Raw genomic sequence first — 16,577 nt, 5'->3', positions numbered from 1 at the left:
CGGGAAGGTCAGGCGGGTAATCCTTGCGGTGGATGCGGTTCCGACTTCCGGTCGATCCCAGGCTGAGCTGGCGGTACGTAGGGTGGCGGGCATGGTCGGACGGATCTGGGAGCGGTGGCGCGGGAACGCCGCGCGCGTCGACGCCGGCTTCCTCCTGCCGTTCGCGCTGCTGTCGGCGTTCCAGACGTCCGATCTGACGCGGAATCTCCCGGTTCCGGGGTACGCCGCGCTGACCATCGGGCTGCTGCTGCCGATGGTCTGGCGCCGCCGGTGGCCCGTCCCGACGTTCGGGATCGTCGCGCTGGTCAGCCTGGTGCAGTGGTGCTTCCATGTGACGCTGCTCCCGGCGAACGTCGCCGTGCTGATCGGGCTCTACACCGTCACCGCCTACACGACGCCGTGGTGGGGGCTGTCGGCGCTCGGCGTCGCGCAGCTCGGCGCGCTGATGGAAGTGATCCAGGTGTGGGCGGGGGGCTGGAAGGACATTGAGAACCCCTGGTTGTTCTTCGCCGTCATCATCTTCGGGGTGTGGATCCTCGGCCTGCACATCCGCACCCGCCGCGAATACCTGCGCTCGGTGGAAGACCGCGCCGAACGACTGGAACGGGAGCGGGAGAACGAGTTGCGGATGGCGCGGGCCGGTGAAAGATCCCGGATCGCCCGGGAACTGCACGACGTCGTGGCGCACAACGTCAGCGTGATCGTGGTGCAGGCCGACGGCGCGTCGTACGCCCTCGACACCGATCCGGTCCGCGCGCGGCAGGCGCTCACCGCGATCTCCGAGACGGGCCGGACGGCGCTCGGCGAGATGCGGCGGCTGCTCGGCGTCCTGCGGGCCGACGACGACGTGTCGGTCTACACGCCGCAGCCGGGGCTCGCGCAGCTCGGCGACCTCGTCGACCAGGTGCGCCACGCGGGGCTGCCGGTGGACGTGCAGGCGTCCGGCGACCCGCCGTCGCTCGCGGAGGGACGGCAGCTCACGATCTACCGCGTCGTCCAGGAGGCGCTGACCAACACGCTGAAACACGGCGGGCCGGAGGCGACGGCCCGGGTCCGGCTCGGCTACGGGCCGGACGAGGTGCGGGTGGAGATCCGCGACGACGGCCGGGGCGCCGCCGCGTCCGACGACGGGCGCGGGCACGGCCTGCCCGGCATGCGCGAGCGCGTCGGCGTCTACGGCGGCGAGGTGCGCGCCGGGCCGCGCGTCGGCGGCGGGTTCGAGGTGGTCGCGCGGATACCGGTGCGCGAGGGGGCGGCGATGAGCGGAGAGGGCGCCCGATGATCCGGGTGGTGCTGGTCGACGACCAGGAGCTGGTCCGGGCGGGGTTCCGCATGGTGCTCGACGCCCAGGACGACATCGAGGTCGTCGGCGAGGCCGGGGACGGTGAGCCCGCGCTGCGGCTGCTCGCCGCGACGCCCGCCGACGTCGTCCTGATGGACGTCCGGATGCCGCGGATGGACGGCATCGAGGCCACCCGCCGGATCACCGGCACCCGCGCCGGGCCGCGCGTGATCATCCTGACGACCTTCGACATGGACGAGTACGCCTTCGCGGCGATCAAGGCAGGTGCCGCCGGGTTCTTGCTGAAGGACGCGGGTCCGGCGCAGCTCATCGCGGCGATCCGGGCCGTCCATTCGGGCGACGCGGTGGTCGCGCCGAGCACGACGCGCCGCCTGCTGGACCGGTTCGCCGTCCACCTCCCCGGCAAGGAGGACAAGGCGCTGGACGCGGTGAAGGGGCTGACCGGGCGCGAACTCGACGTGCTGCTGCTGGTCGCGCGCGGGCTGTCGAACGCCGAGGTCGCCGCGCGGCTGCATCTGTCCGAGGCGACGGTGAAGACCCATCTCGGACGCCTGTTCACCAAGCTCGGGCTCCGCGACCGCGTGCAGGCCGTGGTGCTGGCGTACGAGACGGGCCTGGTGAAGACCGGGCAGCTCCAGCGGCCGGAGTAGCGCGGGCGGGACGGCCGGAAGGCTGACCCGGGGGTCAACCATAAGTCGTACCTCGGCCGCCGGTTGCGACGATCGGCGGACCCGAATCGAAGACGCGAGGTCGATGGCAGGGCGGCGGCGAGTTCCTAGCGTGGAGAACGTCCAGAACCCCCCTGCTAGGAGCCATCGTGACCAGCGCCTTCGCCAGTCCTCCCGGAGCGGCCCCGGCCGTGCCCGGCGCCCCCGCCGTCCGGGCCGAGCGCGTCTCCAAGGTGTACGGAACCGGGGACGCGGCCGTCCACGCCCTGCGGGACGTCGACGTCGCGTTCGCCGCCCGGGCGTTCACCGCGATCATGGGGCCGTCCGGGTCGGGCAAGTCGACGCTGCTGCACTGCCTGGCCGGTCTCGACACCGTCGGCGCGGGGCGGATCGTCCTCGGCGACACCGATCTCGGACAGCTGAACGACCGGCGGCTCACGCTGCTGCGGCGCGAACGGGTCGGGTTCGTCTTCCAGGCGTTCAACCTGCTGCCGACGCTCACCGCCGAGCAGAACATCCTGCTCCCGCTGCAGCTCGCGGGCCGCTCGGCCGACCGTGCGTGGTTCGACCGGGTCGTGGACGTCGTCGGCCTGCGGGACCGGCTCGGGCATCGTCCGTCCGAGCTGTCGGGCGGGCAGCAGCAGCGGGTCGCGTGCGCGCGGGCGCTGGTCTCCCGGCCCGAGGTCATCTTCGCGGACGAGCCGACCGGCAACCTCGACTCGGCGTCGGGCGCGGAGGTGCTGGCGTTCCTGCGCTCGTCGGTCCGCGAGATGGGGCAGACGATCGTCATGGTCACGCACGATCCGGTGGCCGCGTCCTACGCCGACCGGGTGGTGTTCCTGCGCGACGGCGCGATCGTCACCGAGCTGACGGACCCGACGCCGGCGTCCGTCCTCGACCGGCTCGCCGCGCTGGAGGGCTGACCGATGCTGCGGACCACGCTCGCGGGCCTGGTGGCCCATCGGCTCCGGCTGCTGTCCACGGTCGTGGCGATCACCCTCGGCGTCGGGTTCATCGCCGGGACGTTCGTGCTGACCGACATGATGAACCGGGGCATCACCGAGACGTTCGCGCGCTCGGCCGACCGGGTGGACGTCGCCGTCCTGCCGCCCCGGGGCAGCGACGCGGGGATTCCGGCGGCGCTGCTGGCGAAGGTGCGCGCCGCGCCGGGCGTCACCGAGGCGCAGGGGCTGGTGCGCGGCGACGCGCCGCTGCTCGGCGCGAACGGCCGCGTCGTCGGGGACGCGCCGACGGTCGGGCTCGCGGTGCCGTCCGGGCGCCTGCTGCGGTACCGGATGGAGAAGGGCCGGGCGCCGGCCGGGCCGCACGAGGTCGTCCTCGATCCGTGGACGTCGCGGCGCCAGCGCTTCGCGGTGGGGGACACCGTGACCGTCCTCGACGGTAAGAACCGGCCGCACCGCTTCACCGTCAGCGGGATCGTCGACGTCGGCATCGACTCCGAGGCCAGCGTGCGCGGCGCGGTCGGCTTCGCGCCGGCCACCGCGTCCGCGATGACCGGAACGTCCACCTACACCGAGATCGACACGGTGGGCGGCTCCACGGCGGGCGTCGCGGCGGCCGTGGGGTCCGGCTACCGGACGCTCACCGGGGACCGGCTCGCCGCCGAGATCTCCAAGGCCAACGGCGCCGACACCAAGCTGATCGGGGCGGGGCTGCTGCTGTTCGCGCTGGTCGCGATGCTGGTGTCCGCGCTCGTCATCTACAACACGTTCACGATCCTCATCGCCCAGCGGACTCGCGAGATGGCGACGCTGCGCTGCGTCGGCGCGACCCGCCGCCAGGTCTTCCGGGGCGTGCTGCTGGAGGCGGCCGTCGTCGGCCTCGTCGGCTCGCTGCTCGGGATCGCCGTCGGCGTGGGGCTCGGCGCGGGGGCGCTGGCACTGATCAGATCGGCGGGCGGTCAACTGCCGCCCGCGCAGGTGGTGCTGGCGCCGCGCACGGCACTGGTCGCGATCGCGGTCGGGCTGGTCGTGACGGTGCTGGCGGCGATCGTGCCCGCCCGCGCGGCGACGCGCATCGCGCCGGTCGCGGCCCTGCGCGACGAACGCGAGCCGGGCGGCGGACGCTTCCGTCCCGGCGCGTTCCGGATCGCGGCGACCGTCCTGTTCGGCGGAGCGGGCCTGCTGGCGGCCGTCGTCGGGGCGGTCGGGATGCCGAAGGGCGAGACGGCCATGTACGCGGTCGCGTGCGGCGGCGCGCTGGTCTTCCTCGCCGTGATCGCGCTGATGCCCGTGCTCGTCGGGCCGCTCGGCCGCGCGGTGGGCGCGCTGCCGGGCCGGTTCGGCGGCGTGCCCGGACGGCTCGCGGTCGCCAACGCGCGCCGGACCCCGCGCCGCACGGCGACCACGACGATCGCGCTGACCGTCGGCGTCGGCCTGATGAGCCTGTTCGCGGTCGTCGCCGCGGGCGGCAAGGCCGGAGCCGCCCGGCAGGTGGACGACCAGTTCCCGGTGGACTACCAGATCAGGGCGCAGTTCGACCGCGAGGCCGACCGCACGCTGCCCGCCGGGCTGACGGCGGCCCTGCGGGCGCGCCCGGAGTTCAGCGCCGTCCTGGAGGAGCGGTCGAAGGACGCCCGGCTCGGCAACGGCGACGAAACGACCGTCTCGACGCTCACCGCCTCGGCGTGGGGCACGATCATGAAACCGAAGTTCCGCTCGGGCTCGCTGGACGCCTTCGGCCCCGGCACCGCGATCCTGGACGAGGTCGTCGCCAAGAGCCTCGGCCTGCGGACGGGCTCGCGAACGACCATCGCCACCCGGACCGGCCCGACACCGGTACGCGTCGCGGGCGTCTTCGCCGCGGGCGGCCCGCTGTCGGGCTTCGTCCTGCCGGAGGCGGACTTCCGCCGCCACTTCGGCGCGGTCGCACCCGAGCACGTCTACGCGAAGGTCCGCGACGGCGTCGGCGCGGACGCCGGCCGGGCGGCCCTGGACGCGGCGACCCGCGCGTACCCGACCGTCCGCGTGCAGTCGGCGGCGGAATCCAAGGACCAGCTCACCAAGGCCATCGACACGGTCTTCATGATCTTCGGCGGCCTGCTGGGACTGGCCATCGTGATCGCTCTGTTCGGCATCGCGAACACGCTGTCCCTGTCGGTGGTGGAACGCACGCGCGAGTCGGCACTGCTCCGCGCGATCGGCCTGACCAAACGCCAGCTCCGCCGGATGCTCTCGGTGGAGGCGCTGGTGATGGCGGTGATGGGAGCCGTCACCGGAGTGGTGCTGGGCGTGGCGTTCGGCTTGGCGGCGACCGAGGCGATGACGGAGGACTCGATCCTCGCGGTGCCCTACGGCCAGATCATCGCGTTCGTCGCCCTGGCGGGCCTGGCCGGAGTTTTGGCGGCGATCCTCCCGTCCCGCCGAGCGGCGAAGACGTCGATCGTGGAGTCCCTCGCCCACGACTGATCGCCCCTGAGCAGGCGGCCTCCAGAACCCCGCGCTGGAGGCCGCCCCAACTCGACCCGCCATCGCCCGTACAAGCCGCCCGAAACACAACCCGCTCCCAGGCAACCGAACGCTCACACTGCCGCGGTTGCGGCACACTCGCCCCGAAGCAGCCGCACAAAACCCGAAGCCTGTTCAAAGCCGGGGCCAGGCCGAGTCGTCCGCCCTATGCTCGTGAAGGAGCCGGACGGTCGGACGGGGAGAGGCCGACGATGCTGCGGATCAACGCCGAGGTGTCGGTGACCTTCACGCATATCCTGCGCCGGATCTACGCTCCCGGATACGCCTATACGCGATACCAGTCGCATAAGCTGCAGTTCTCCCGACCGGCTTCCGGAAAGATCAAACGGCCAATTGTCTGCCCGGCCTGCGGTCGGACGTTGACCTGCACGATCCGCGATGCCACCGAAACCTTGCGGATCCGCCTGACCTTCGGCCTGATCGCCGTGGTAGCGCTGGTGGGCCTGGTACTAGCCTTCACGGTCGGGATGAGCTGGGCGACGAAGCAGGACGGCCCGGCTATGGCGTTCGCGCTGATCGCCGGATGCCTGGTGCTCTTCTTCACTCTTTTCCGCGCCGGACTATGGGCATTCTTCTACCCCGGCGTGGACCTGAAATATCCGCTGCTCTTCCTGCCGAAACGGCACGAGATCGGCGGCGGCTGACGCCGACGGACCGGCCGGGCCCCGCCCGGGCGCCTAGGGGCGGGACGCAGGAGCCGTGACGGCTCGTCCGTCAGCTCAGCAGCAGTCGGAGCAGCACGCGTCGTCACACGACGGGTTCTCGCAGCACGGGCACATCAGCGCATTCACCTCCCTCCGGCGTGGGCATGTCCGGCGGGCACCAGGTCCCGGGAACCGGATCCGGGCAGTCGGGCCCGGGCATCTGCGTCAGCATCCCGGTGAGCTCGGCCCGCAACGCCGCCAGCCGAGCCATCTCGGCATCGATCTCGGCGACATGACGATGAAGCAGACTCTCAGCCGGCTCACAGGCACAAGCGCCCGTTCAACCCCCACCACCAGATTTCTCCGCAACCCCGCCCACAACCCCGCGCGTTACACCCCCACGTACTCACGACCTACGAGTTAAAAGTCCGGAGCCGAGCCCGAGCACCTGACCACGTAAGCGACCCCAGAACAGCGCCGCGCGGCTGGCGAAGACTCGCCGACGCCACATCCGACGCCGAACATCCCAACCCGCGACAACCTCCGAACACGCTGCACGCGCCCTCACACCACCCGCCCGCGCGTTCCGCGCTCTGCGCCCGCGCGTTCCGCGCTCTGTGACTGTGGGAGGGGTTATTGGGGGTTGGGTTGGTTGTTTGTTAGGGATTGGGTGCCTATGACGTTGAGGAGGCGTAGGGATTCGTGGGACGGGGTGCCGGGGGCGGCTGTGTAGAGGATGATCCACTGGTCGCGGACGGGGTCGTGGAGGGCTTCGCAGTCCAGGTCAAGCCAGTCTACGGATGGGTGGTGCAGGCGTTTGTGGGTTGAGCGGCCGACCTCTACGTCGCCCTCGTTCCATAGGGCTTGGAATTCTGGGCTTGTTGTCAGTAGGCGGTTTATCAGGGATCGTACTGTCGGGGATTTTGGGTAGCGGGCCAGTGCTCTGCGTAGGTCGGCGACCGATTCGCGGGCGAACTGGTAGCCGGTCGCCGGGTCGTGGCGGTCGCGGGCGGCGGGGTCGGTGAAGAAGCGCCAGATCACGTTGCGTTCGTCGGCGGGTGCCGTGACGAGGCCGTGGAGCAGTGCGGCGGCCATCGGGTTCCAGGCGAGGATGTCGTAGACGGCCGAGCAGACGAGGGCGGGTGTGTCGTCCATCCGGTCGAGCAGGCGCAGGACGCCGGGGCGTACGTCGTTGATCGGGCCGGGCGGCGGGCCTGGCAGTTCGCCGACCAGGTGGAACAGGTAGGTGCGTTCGTCGTCCGAGAGTTGTAGGGCGCGGCTGATCGCCGTCGCCATCTGGCGGGACGGGCGTGGGCCCCGGCCCTGTTCCAGCCGGATGTAGTAGTCCACGGACATTCCGGCCAGTTGTGCGACCTCCTCGCGGCGGAGCCCTGGTACGCGTCGGCGCGGGCCGTCCTCCAGGCCGACGTCGGATGGGCGCACCCTTGCGCGTCGGCGGCGGAGGAAGGCGGCCAGTTCCGACCGGTCCGCGTCATTCATCCGTCCAGCATGCCGGGCGGTGTGCGGGCGTCACCATGGGACTCTCGATCCCAGCTTGACGGGTGCTCTCCCGGTTACGGGGCCGTACGCCGACGCTGAAAGGCATGAAGATTGTTCTGATCACGGGTGCCAACAAGGGCATCGGCTTTGCGACGGCGCGTGAGATCGCGCAGCGCGGCCATACGGTCCTGCTCGGCGCGCGCGACGAGGAGAAGGGCCGCGCGGCCGAGAAGGCGCTGGCCGGCGAAGGGGATGTTCGGTATATCCGCCTTGATGTCACTGAGCAGGCCACCATTGACGCCGCCGGCGCGCGGATCGAGGAGGAGCACGGCAGGCTCGACGTCCTCGTCAACAACGCGGCGATCACCAGGCCGCATCCGAAGTCGCCGATCGCGCTGCCCGTCGCGCAGCTCCGCGCGATCTACGAGACGAACGTGTTCGGCGTCGTCGCCGTCACGAACGCGATGCTCCCGCTGCTGCGCAGAGCGGACGGCGCCGTCATCGGCAACGTGTCCAGCGGCCTCGGCACGATGGCGTTCCTCACCGACCCGCCCGCGAACCTCAGGGCGTACGCGCAGCTCATCGGCTACAACTCGTCCAAATCCGCGCTGAACGCCCTCACGCTCATGTACGCCGACGCGCTCAAGGATGAGGGCATCCGCGTGAACGCGCTGTCCCCGGGCTTCTGCGCGACCGATCTGAACAACCATTCCGGCTGGTCCACGGCGGACGAGGGCGGGGAGAGGATCGCCCGGCAGGTCCTCGACGGCGACGCGACGGGCGTGTTCCTCAGCGAGTCCGGCGGCACCTACGACTGGTGAGGGCCGGGCGCCGTCCCGGCCGGGACGCCCGACCACTCCTGCAGCTGTGCGACGAACAGTTTCGCCTGGTCGGGCCAGTGGTAGCGCAGGCGGGCGGCGCGGTGGCCGGCGGTGCCGAACGTCCGCCGCAGGCCCGGGTCGTCGCGCAGCCGCAGCACGGCGGCCAGGGCGGCGGACGGGTCGCCGAACGGCACGACGATCCCGCACCCGTCCCGCTCCACGATCGTGCGGGCGGCCGGGAGCGGGGTCGTCACGACGGGCACGCCGCGCGCCATGTACTCGATGATCTTGGTGGGCACCGAGTGGCGGTAGTTCGGCTCGTCGTGCAGCAGCGACAGCCCGGCGAGCGCGCCCTCGACCAGCGCCAGCGCCGTGTCGTTGGACTGGTAGCCGTGCCAGCGCAGCACGCCGTCGCGCTGGGCGGCGCGCAGCCGCTCGCCGAGCTTGGGGTCCGCGCCGCCGACGAGGTCCGTCCGGATCCCGTGCGGGACGAGCGCGGCGGCGAGCGCGAGCAGGTCCTCCACCCCGCGCGCCGCCGACAGGTGCCCGACGTACACGACGCGGTCCGCGCCGGGCGGCGGCGGGCTCTGCGCGGGCACGTGCGTCGTGTTCGGGACGACCGGGTGCTCGCTGCGGAACCGCGGCCGGTAGCCCTCTTCGGCGAGCAGCAGCCGCAGCCGCCGCTCGGCGATCCGTTCCGCCCAGCGCACCGGACGCCGCAGCAGGGCCGCGAGGAAACCGGGCAGCCACGCCTTACCGGAGAGTGCGGCTGCGGTGTCCTCGTGGACGTCCCACACCGTCGGCGGACGACGCCGGATGAACGGCAGCAGCAGCAACAGTTCGGGGTCGTGCAGCAGCAGGACGTCCGCGTCGCGCGCGTGCCGGGACAGCGCGCGCCGCACGTGCCGCAGCGCGCGCAGCCGGCGCCGGCCCCGGGCGCGCGGGACGTCCACGCCGGTCAGCTCGGGCCACGGCGTCGCGCTGGACGCCGAGAACGGCGCGATGTAGGTGACCTCGTGCCCGGCGGCGAGCAGGGCGCGGATCTGCCGGTGCAGGATGCGGGCGTCCTCGGCATGGTGGACGACCGTGCACACGCACACCCTTAACCGATCGCGGACGACCATCTCAGAGCGCCTCCACGCCGGGCCGCGCCGGTACGGCTCCGCGGGTGTCGAGCAGGAGCCGCGCCCGGTCGGCCAGCAGGGACGTGTCGTAGGCGCGGTGGTGTTGCAGCAGGATCGTCAGATCGGCGTCCGCCAGACCGGCCTCCAAGGAGACGGAGGGCACCGAAGCACCGTCCACCGACCACGCCGTGACATACGGGTCGTGGAACGACAGCTCCGCGCCGAGCGCCAGCAGCCGCCGCGCGACGGGCAGCGCGGGCGATTCGCGCTGGTCGGCGATGTCGGCCTTGTACGTGACGCCGAGCAGGAGGACGCGGGAGCCGTTGACGGCCCGTCCCTCCCGATTCAGCAGCTGCTGCGCGCGGTCGGCGACGTACCGCGGCATCCGGTCGTTGATCTCCTGGGCCAGCTCCACGAACCGGAACGGGTAGCCCAGGGAGCGGACCTTGTACGACAGGTAGTTCGGGTCGATCGGGATGCAGTGTCCGCCGACGCCGGGACCCGGGCGGAACGCCTGGAATCCGAACGGCTTGGTCGAAGCGGCGTCGATGGCGTCCCACAGGTCGATGCCCAGCTCGTGGCAGAACACCGCCATCTCGTTCACGAGCGCGATATTGACGTGCCGATACGTGTTCTCCAGCAACTTGGCCATCTCGGCCTCACGGGTGCCCTTCGCGCGCACCACCTCGTCCACGAACGTCCCGTAGAACGCGGCGGCGGCCTCCGCGCACGCGGGCGTCAGCCCGCCGACGACCTTCGGCGTGTTCCGGACGCCGTAGACCTCGTTGCCCGGGTCGATGCGCTCCGGCGAGAACGCGAGATGGAAGTCGGTGCCCGCGACCAGGCCCGTCGCCTCCAGCAGCGGCTTGACGACCTCGTCGGTCGTCCCCGGGTACGTCGTCGACTCCAGCACGACGAGCGTCCCGGACCGCAGGTGCGACGCCACGGACCGCGTCGCACCGATCACGGCGGTCAGATCCGGGCCCTGGTCGTTGGACAGCGGGGTCGGCACGCAGATGACGACGGTCGAGGCGCCCGCGATGATTCCGGCGTCGTCCGTCGGGTGGAAACCGCGGGCCAGCATGTCCGCGACGTCGGCGGCCGGGACGTCGTCCACGTGGGAGCGGCCGGCGCGCAGCGCGGCGACGAGGCCCGCGTCGCGGTCGAGCCCCGCGACCGACAGCCCCGCCCGGACGGCCTCGCGGGCGAGCGGCAGCCCGACATAGCCCAGTCCGACGACGACGAGATCGACCTTCACCCCGGTTCCTTCCGGCTCAGCACGGGACGTCCAGCGCACGGTAGGCGTCGCGCAGGCGGTCCGTCCCAATGCGCCAGGTTCGTTCGGAATGGACCCAGGCGCGCGCGGCGTCCCGGATCCGATCCGTCCCGGCACCGTAGAGCGTCGAAGTGATCTCCTCCGCGAGGTCGTCGGGATCGCCCGCCAACGTTAGCCGTCCGGTGGCCTCCGGGTCGATGATCTCCCGCAAGGCGGGCAGGTCGCTGGCGATCACCGGCACGCCGCCCGCCATCGCCTCCAGCGGCTTCAGCGGCGTGACCAGGCGGCACACGCGCTCGTCGCGGCGCGGGACGACGAACGCGTCCAGCGCGGCGTGGTACAGCCGGACGTCGTCGGCCGGGACGCGGCCCGGGAACAGCGCGTCCAGGCCGAGGTCGGCGGCGCGGCGCTCCAGCGCGGCGCGCTCGGGGCCGTCCCCGACGAGCAGCAGCCGCACCGGGCGGCCCCGGTCGCGCAGCCGGGCGCCCGCCTCCAGCAGCGTGTCCAGGCCCTCGTAGCCGTAGAAGCTGGTCGTGGTGCCGACGACCTTCTCGTCCGGCGCGATGCCGAGCGACGCGCGCAGCCCGGACGCGTCCGGGAGCGGCTGCAGGAACACGTCGTCCACGCCGTTCGGGATCACGAGCACCTGCTCGGCGGGCACGCCGCGCGCCACGATCTCGTCCCGCATGGCTTCGCCGAGCGTGACGACGAGATCGGCGGCGGTCATGCACGCCGTCTCCAGCTCGCGGCTGAGCCGGTAGAAGTCGCGGCCGGTGTCGCGGCGGGGGTCGCGCGACAGCCACGACTCCTCCAGGAACCCGCGCACCTCGTAGACGACCGGGATGCCGTGCCGCGCCCGCAGCTCCAGCGCGATCTGCGCGTTGACGTGGTTGCTCGCGGCGTGCAGGACGGCGGGCCGCAGCCGTTCGACCAGCGCGGACGCGGCGTCCACGTTGGCGTCGAGCGCGGCGCGGGCGGTCGGCGGCAGCCGCCACGGGATGAGGCGGTGGTAGGGGATGCCGTCCACGTCCACCAGCGGACGGGGGTCGCGGGCGCCCTGTGCGACGGGGAAACCGAGCCGCGTCACCACATGCGGGTCGAGGCCCTGCGCGCGCTGCGCCGACACCAGACGATGGGTGCGGACCGTATAACCGGCGTTCGTCGTTGGCAGCGCATTCGTGACGATGTGCAGAACACGGCCCGGCGTGCCATCGGTGCGCTTGGCGGCGGGCGGCGGCGTCCAGGTGAGGGCGTCGAGACGTCCCGCGAGGTCGCGGCGCACGCGCGCGGGGGCGTGCTCGGACTTGGCGACGGCCTCGCGGAGCCGTCCGTCCTTGGCGGCCAGCAGCGCGCCGAGCCGCGCGCGGTCGCGTTCGGGGAGCGCGTCGAGCAGCGGGCGGGCCGCGTCCGGGCGCTCCACCGCGACCGTGAACGCCGCGAGCCGGCGCAGCCTGCGTGGCCGCGCGTCGGCCGCCGCGCGGGCGATGGTCGCGAGCGCGTCGTCGCGCCGTCCCTGGTCCCACTGGCCGTACGCACTCGGGACAGGTCCGGCACGCAGTAGCATTCCGCGCATCATGCGTCGAATCGGCGCCGGGAGCACGCGCAGCGCGAGGAGCGGCGTTCGGGCCGGTTCCGTGCGCACGTGCCGGACGGCGACCTGTGGCGCGAGGGAGACCGCCTTTGCCCAGGACATGGGCAACAAGTACACCAGACACCGGAGGCCCGATGGCATCGCTCGTCCTTCATGTCATGGGGGCTCGGCCTAATTTCATCAAAGCGGCTCCCGTCGTCGCCGCGCTGCGACGACGCGGATGTGAACAGCGGGTTGTCCACACGGGGCAGCACTATGACGAGCGGATGTCCGCGATCTTCTTCCGCGAGCTGGATCTGCCCGCGCCGGACGTCGACCTCGGCGTCGGATCGGGCACTCACGGGCACCAGACGGGCGCGCTGCTCGCCGCTCTGGAGGACGAGTTCGTCGCCTCCGCGCCGGATCTCGTCGTCGTTTACGGGGACGTGAACTCGACGTTGGCGGCGTCGCTCGCGGCGGCGAAGCTGTGCGTTCCGGTCGCCCATGTCGAGGCGGGCCTGCGCAGTTTCGACATGTCGATGCCGGAGGAGGTGAACCGGCGCGTCGTCGACCAGCTCGCGGACGTGTGCCTGGTCACGAGCCCGGAGGCGATCGGGCACCTCGCGAACGAGGGCGTCCCGGTGGACCGCGTGCATTTCGTGGGAAATCCCATGATCGACACGTTGCTGGCGCATCTCGACCGGTTCGATTCGGCCGCCGTCCGGGAAAAGCACGGACTTCCGGAGCGTTATGTCACGGCCACGCTGCACCGGCCCGCGAATGTCGACGACCCGGAGACCGCGGGCGTTCTCGTGGCCCGGCTGCACGAGGTCGCCGATCTCGTGGACGTCGCCATGCCCGTCCATCCGCGCAGCCGTCCGGCGCTCACCGCCGCCGGGCTCGGCGCGCATCCGAGAATTCACCTGATGGATCCCTTGGGTTACGTTGAGTTCGTCGGTCTGGTGCGCGGCGCGGTCGCCGCCGTGACCGATTCGGGCGGGGTCCAGGAGGAGACGACGATATTGCGCGTTCCGTGCCTGACGTTGCGCCCCAACACCGAACGGCCGATCACGATCACGCAGGGAACGAACCGGCTCGTGACGGCCGGGGAACTCGTCCCGTCCGTCCGGAAGCTCCTGGACGACGGGCCGCCACCGGAACGCGCCGCGCCGCCGCTGTGGGACGGGCGCGCGGGCGAACGCATCGCCGACGTCCTGCTGCGGAGCCTCGCATGACCGATGACGCCGAGATCAAACGACTGCAGGGCCGGTTGCGCAAGCGCGAACGGGAACTGCGCGAGCGCGACCGCCGGCTGCGCGAGACGCAGGCCCGGCTGGCGGCGCTGGAGGCGTCCACGGCGCTGGCGGTCGGCCGCCGGCTCGCCGCCGCCGCGCGCCGTCCCGGCCTCGGGCTGATCGCGCTGCCCCGCGACCTGTACCGGATGGCCAAGGGCCGCGCGCCCGGCGGCGGGACGGCGCAGACGACGCCGGGCCGCGCCGTGTCGAACTGGCCCGAGCTGCGCGGCGAGGTCGGCCAGGACGAACGGCTGCTGTTCGGTGCGTCGCTGCGTCCGTCCGGACGGCCCGTCGTGGCCGGGGTGTTCACCGCAACGACCCGCGAGGCACTGAGCGAGCACGCCCACGTCGTGGCGCTGCGCCCCTTCGATGCGGGGGTCGCCGTGGACCAGACTGATCCCGACGTCGTGCTCTTCGAAGCGGCGGCCTGTGCGGCCGGGCATCCGTGGGCCTACCTCGGCGACGCCGCCGCGGCCGACCGGCAGCGCGCGCTGCTCGCGGTGCGCGAGGCGGCCCGTCCGCTGGACCGGCCCGTCGTGCTCTGGCACAACGCGCGGCCGTCGCCCGGCCTGCCCGCGCTCGGCTGGGACGAGGTCGTGGCCGCGGCCCCCGGCGCCGTCCCGACCGCCGCCGACCTCGACAGGATGATCCGATGACCGAACAGCGGCTCCGCGCGCTCGTCTACGGCGACGTGGACCTCAACCTCATCGACGGGTCGGCGATCTGGGCGCAGTCGATGGTGCGGGCGCTGCGCGCGGCGGGCTGCCGGGTGACGCTGGTGCTCAAGGCGCCCGTCCGGACCGGACGGCTCGTGGACCCGCTCACCGAGCTGGACGGCGTGCTCGTCCGGCACCCGCACGCCGAGGGGCTGGTCGACGGGGACGCGCCGATGACCGTCCCGCAGGCCCACGCGGTGCTCGGCCGTGTGGACGGCGACCATCCGCACGACCTCGTCGTCGTGCGCGGGCGGGCGATCGCGGCGGCGCTGGCGGGCGACGGGGCGTTCCGGAACCGGCTGTGGCCGTATCTGACGGACGTCCCGCAGAACCTCGCCGGGTTCACCCCCGAGATCCACGGCGACCTGCGGCGCATCGCGCGCGCCGCGCGGACGTTGCTGTGCCAGACCGAGGAACTGCGCTGCTTCCTGGAGCAGACGGTGCCCGAGGCGTGCGGGAAGTCGGTGCTCTTTCCGCCGACCGTCGTTGTCCCGCCGGAACTTGCGGACCCCGCGCCGCGCACCGCGAACACCCCGTTGCGGCTCGTCTACACGGGCAAGTTCGCGCTGCGGTGGAACACCTTCGAGATGACCGGACTGCCGACGCGGCTCACCAACGCGGGCGTTCCCGCCGAACTGGACATGGTCGGCGACAAGATCCACGACGAGCGCGACGATCCGGACTTCGCGGACCGGATGCGGCGGGCGCTGGAGTCCGCGCCGGGCGTGCACTGGCACGGCGGGCATCCGCGCGAGAAGGCGATGGCCATCGCGGCGGGCGCCGACATCGGGCTGTCGTGGCGGGCGCCGGAGCTGGACGCGAGCCTGGAGCTGTCCACGAAGGTCCTGGAGTTCGGTGCGCTCGGGCTGCCCGTGCTGCTCAACCGAACGCCGATGCACGAGACGCTGCTCGGCGAGGACTATCCGCTGTTCGCCGCGTCCGAGGACGACGCCGTGGACGCCCTCCGCCGCGCCGCGCAGAACCCCGACCTGTACGCGCTGGCCGCCGCGCGCTGCCGGGCCGCCGCGGACGGCTTCACGCTGGAGCGGGCCGCCGAGCGGCTCCGGGCCGCGCTCGCCGAGGTTTATCCACAGCCTTCGGTCGCGGTTGCCGGGCCGCCGCTGAAGGTGGTCGTCTGTGGTCATGACCTCAAGTTCTTCACGCGCCTGCTGCAGCATCTGGCCGCCCTGCCCGGGCTCGACGTCCGCGTCGACCCCTGGCGCACCCTGTCCGAGCACGACGAGGAGCGCAGCAGGGAACTCGCCGCGTGGGCCGACGTCGTCATCTGCGAGTGGTGCGGGCCGAACGCGCTCTGGTACGCGCGGCACAAGAAGGCACGGCAGCGGCTGATCGTCCGGCTGCACCGGTTCGAGCTGGAGTCGGGCTGGCCGCAGAAGCTCGACATCGACCGCGTGGACCAGGTGGTCTGCGTCAGCCCGCACTACGCCGCGCTCACCGCCGAGGCGACCGGCTGGCCGACGGAGAAGATCACGGTCGTGCCGAACTGGGTGGACGTCGCCCAGCTCGACCGTCCGAAGCTCCCCGGCGCGCGGTTCCACCTCGGGTTCATCGGCGCCGCGCCGTCGCGCAAGCGCCTCGACCTCGCCGTGGACGTCGTCGAGGAGCTGCGCCGCCGCGACCCGCGCTTCACCCTGTTCGTGAAGTCCAAGCTGCCCTGGGAGTACTGGTGGATCTGGAAGCGCCCGGAGGAACGGGCGCATTACGAGGCGCTGTTCCGGCGGATCGCGGCGTCGCCCTCGCTGGCGGAGGGAGTCGTGTTCGACGGCTACGGCGGCGACGTCGCGGCGTGGCTGCGGCGGGTCGGGTTCGTGCTGTCCACGAGCGACGACGAGAGCTTCCATCTCGCGCCCGCCGAGGGGATGGCGTCGGGGGCGGTGCCGGTCGTGCGGAACTGGCCCGGCGCCGACACGATCTACGACCGCCGCTGGATCCACCGGGACGCGGGGGAGATGGCCGACGCGATCGAGGTGATCGTCAAGGGCGGGCGCTGGGACGAGGAGCGCCGCATCGGCCAGGGGCAGGTCCGCGACGGCTACGGGCTGCCGCGCGTGCGGGACGCGTGGGAGGAGATCGTCCGCGGCCGGTGACCGGATCCGGCCACCCGCCGGACCGGGTGTGCCCGATCTTTACCGCAGGTGAACTCGGTGACCG

General features: G+C 72.4%; 13 protein-coding genes and 1 pseudogene. 9 read left to right on the top strand and 5 right to left on the bottom strand.

Annotated features, from left to right (window positions below; genetic code table 11):
• The first annotated feature begins 91 nt into the window (after nt 1–91).
• The 5 genes from GQ466_RS22245 to GQ466_RS22225 all read left to right on the top strand — a co-directional run bounded on the left by GQ466_RS22245 (nt 92) and on the right by GQ466_RS22225 (nt 6,103).
• Complete coding sequence (locus GQ466_RS22245) at nt 92–1,282, top strand: sensor histidine kinase (protein WP_161104950.1); 1,191 nt, start codon at nt 92–94, stop codon at nt 1,280–1,282.
• Nucleotides 1,279–1,953: a response regulator transcription factor gene (locus GQ466_RS22240; protein ID WP_161104949.1), complete on the top strand. Its 675-nt coding sequence runs from the start codon at nt 1,279–1,281 to the stop codon at nt 1,951–1,953. The genes GQ466_RS22245 and GQ466_RS22240 overlap by 4 nt, the downstream gene beginning before the upstream one ends.
• Before the next feature lie 167 nt (nt 1,954–2,120).
• A complete protein-coding gene (locus tag GQ466_RS22235) occupies nt 2,121–2,894 on the top strand; it encodes an ABC transporter ATP-binding protein (RefSeq protein WP_161104948.1) in 774 nt (257 codons plus the stop codon).
• Between the two features lie 3 nt (nt 2,895–2,897).
• On the top strand, nt 2,898–5,399 hold the full coding sequence (locus GQ466_RS22230) for an ABC transporter permease (RefSeq protein ID WP_161104947.1): 2,502 nt from the start codon (nt 2,898–2,900) through the stop codon (nt 5,397–5,399).
• A gap of 251 nt (nt 5,400–5,650) precedes the next feature.
• Nucleotides 5,651–6,103 (top strand): hypothetical protein, encoded by a 453-nt coding sequence (locus GQ466_RS22225; RefSeq protein WP_161104946.1) that lies wholly within the window; start codon nt 5,651–5,653, stop codon nt 6,101–6,103.
• A 103-nt stretch (nt 6,104–6,206) separates the two neighbouring features.
• Here GQ466_RS22225 and GQ466_RS33175 read toward each other — a convergent pair.
• Both GQ466_RS33175 and GQ466_RS22215 read right to left on the bottom strand, forming a co-directional pair.
• Nucleotides 6,207–6,425, bottom strand: a pseudogene (locus GQ466_RS33175) (hypothetical protein); the annotation flags it as partial.
• Between the two features lie 311 nt (nt 6,426–6,736).
• Nucleotides 6,737–7,603, bottom strand: a complete 867-nt coding sequence (locus GQ466_RS22215; RefSeq protein ID WP_161104945.1) for a helix-turn-helix transcriptional regulator — start codon at nt 7,601–7,603, stop codon at nt 6,737–6,739.
• Nucleotides 7,604–7,707: 104 nt separating this feature from the next.
• On the opposite strand from GQ466_RS22215, the gene GQ466_RS22210 reads away from it, so the two are divergent.
• Entirely contained in the window at nt 7,708–8,424 is a 717-nt protein-coding gene (locus GQ466_RS22210; protein ID WP_161104944.1) for an SDR family oxidoreductase, read from the top strand.
• Here GQ466_RS22210 and GQ466_RS22205 read toward each other — a convergent pair.
• The 3 genes from GQ466_RS22205 to GQ466_RS22195 are packed head-to-tail and all read right to left on the bottom strand — an operon-like array spanning nt 8,412 to nt 12,517.
• Nucleotides 8,412–9,548 carry a glycosyltransferase gene (locus GQ466_RS22205; protein ID WP_161104943.1) on the bottom strand — a complete coding sequence of 379 codons (1,137 nt, stop codon included), beginning with the start codon at nt 9,546–9,548 and terminating at the stop codon, nt 8,412–8,414. The genes GQ466_RS22210 and GQ466_RS22205 overlap by 13 nt on opposite strands.
• Before the next feature lies 1 nt (nt 9,549).
• Entirely contained in the window at nt 9,550–10,806 is a 1,257-nt protein-coding gene (locus GQ466_RS22200; RefSeq protein WP_161104942.1) for a nucleotide sugar dehydrogenase, read from the bottom strand.
• Between the two features lie 16 nt (nt 10,807–10,822).
• Nucleotides 10,823–12,517: a glycosyltransferase family 4 protein gene (locus tag GQ466_RS22195; protein WP_378186445.1), complete on the bottom strand. Its 1,695-nt coding sequence runs from the start codon at nt 12,515–12,517 to the stop codon at nt 10,823–10,825.
• A gap of 32 nt (nt 12,518–12,549) precedes the next feature.
• Here GQ466_RS22195 and wecB point away from each other — a divergent pair, with 32 nt between their 5' ends.
• Genes wecB through GQ466_RS22180 form a run of 3 tightly spaced genes read left to right on the top strand, consistent with a single transcriptional unit; the run spans nt 12,550 to nt 16,513 of the window.
• Nucleotides 12,550–13,629, top strand: coding sequence for a non-hydrolyzing UDP-N-acetylglucosamine 2-epimerase (gene wecB / locus GQ466_RS22190; RefSeq protein WP_161104941.1), 1,080 nt, complete (start codon nt 12,550–12,552; stop codon nt 13,627–13,629).
• On the top strand, nt 13,626–14,345 hold the full coding sequence (locus GQ466_RS22185; protein WP_161104940.1) for a hypothetical protein: 720 nt from the start codon (nt 13,626–13,628) through the stop codon (nt 14,343–14,345). The genes wecB and GQ466_RS22185 overlap by 4 nt, the downstream gene beginning before the upstream one ends.
• Complete coding sequence (locus GQ466_RS22180; RefSeq protein WP_161104939.1) at nt 14,342–16,513, top strand: glycosyltransferase; 2,172 nt, start codon at nt 14,342–14,344, stop codon at nt 16,511–16,513. Before GQ466_RS22185 ends, GQ466_RS22180 begins: the two co-directional genes overlap by 4 nt.
• Nucleotides 16,514–16,577: the final 64 nt, after the last annotated feature.

It is taken from the genome of Actinomadura rayongensis (assembly GCF_009831215.1).
Classification (GTDB): Bacteria; Actinomycetota; Actinomycetes; order Streptosporangiales; family Streptosporangiaceae; genus Spirillospora; species Spirillospora rayongensis.
The sequence above is the reverse complement of the archived record's forward strand: the minus strand, read 5'-3'. Positions and strand labels throughout refer to the sequence as shown.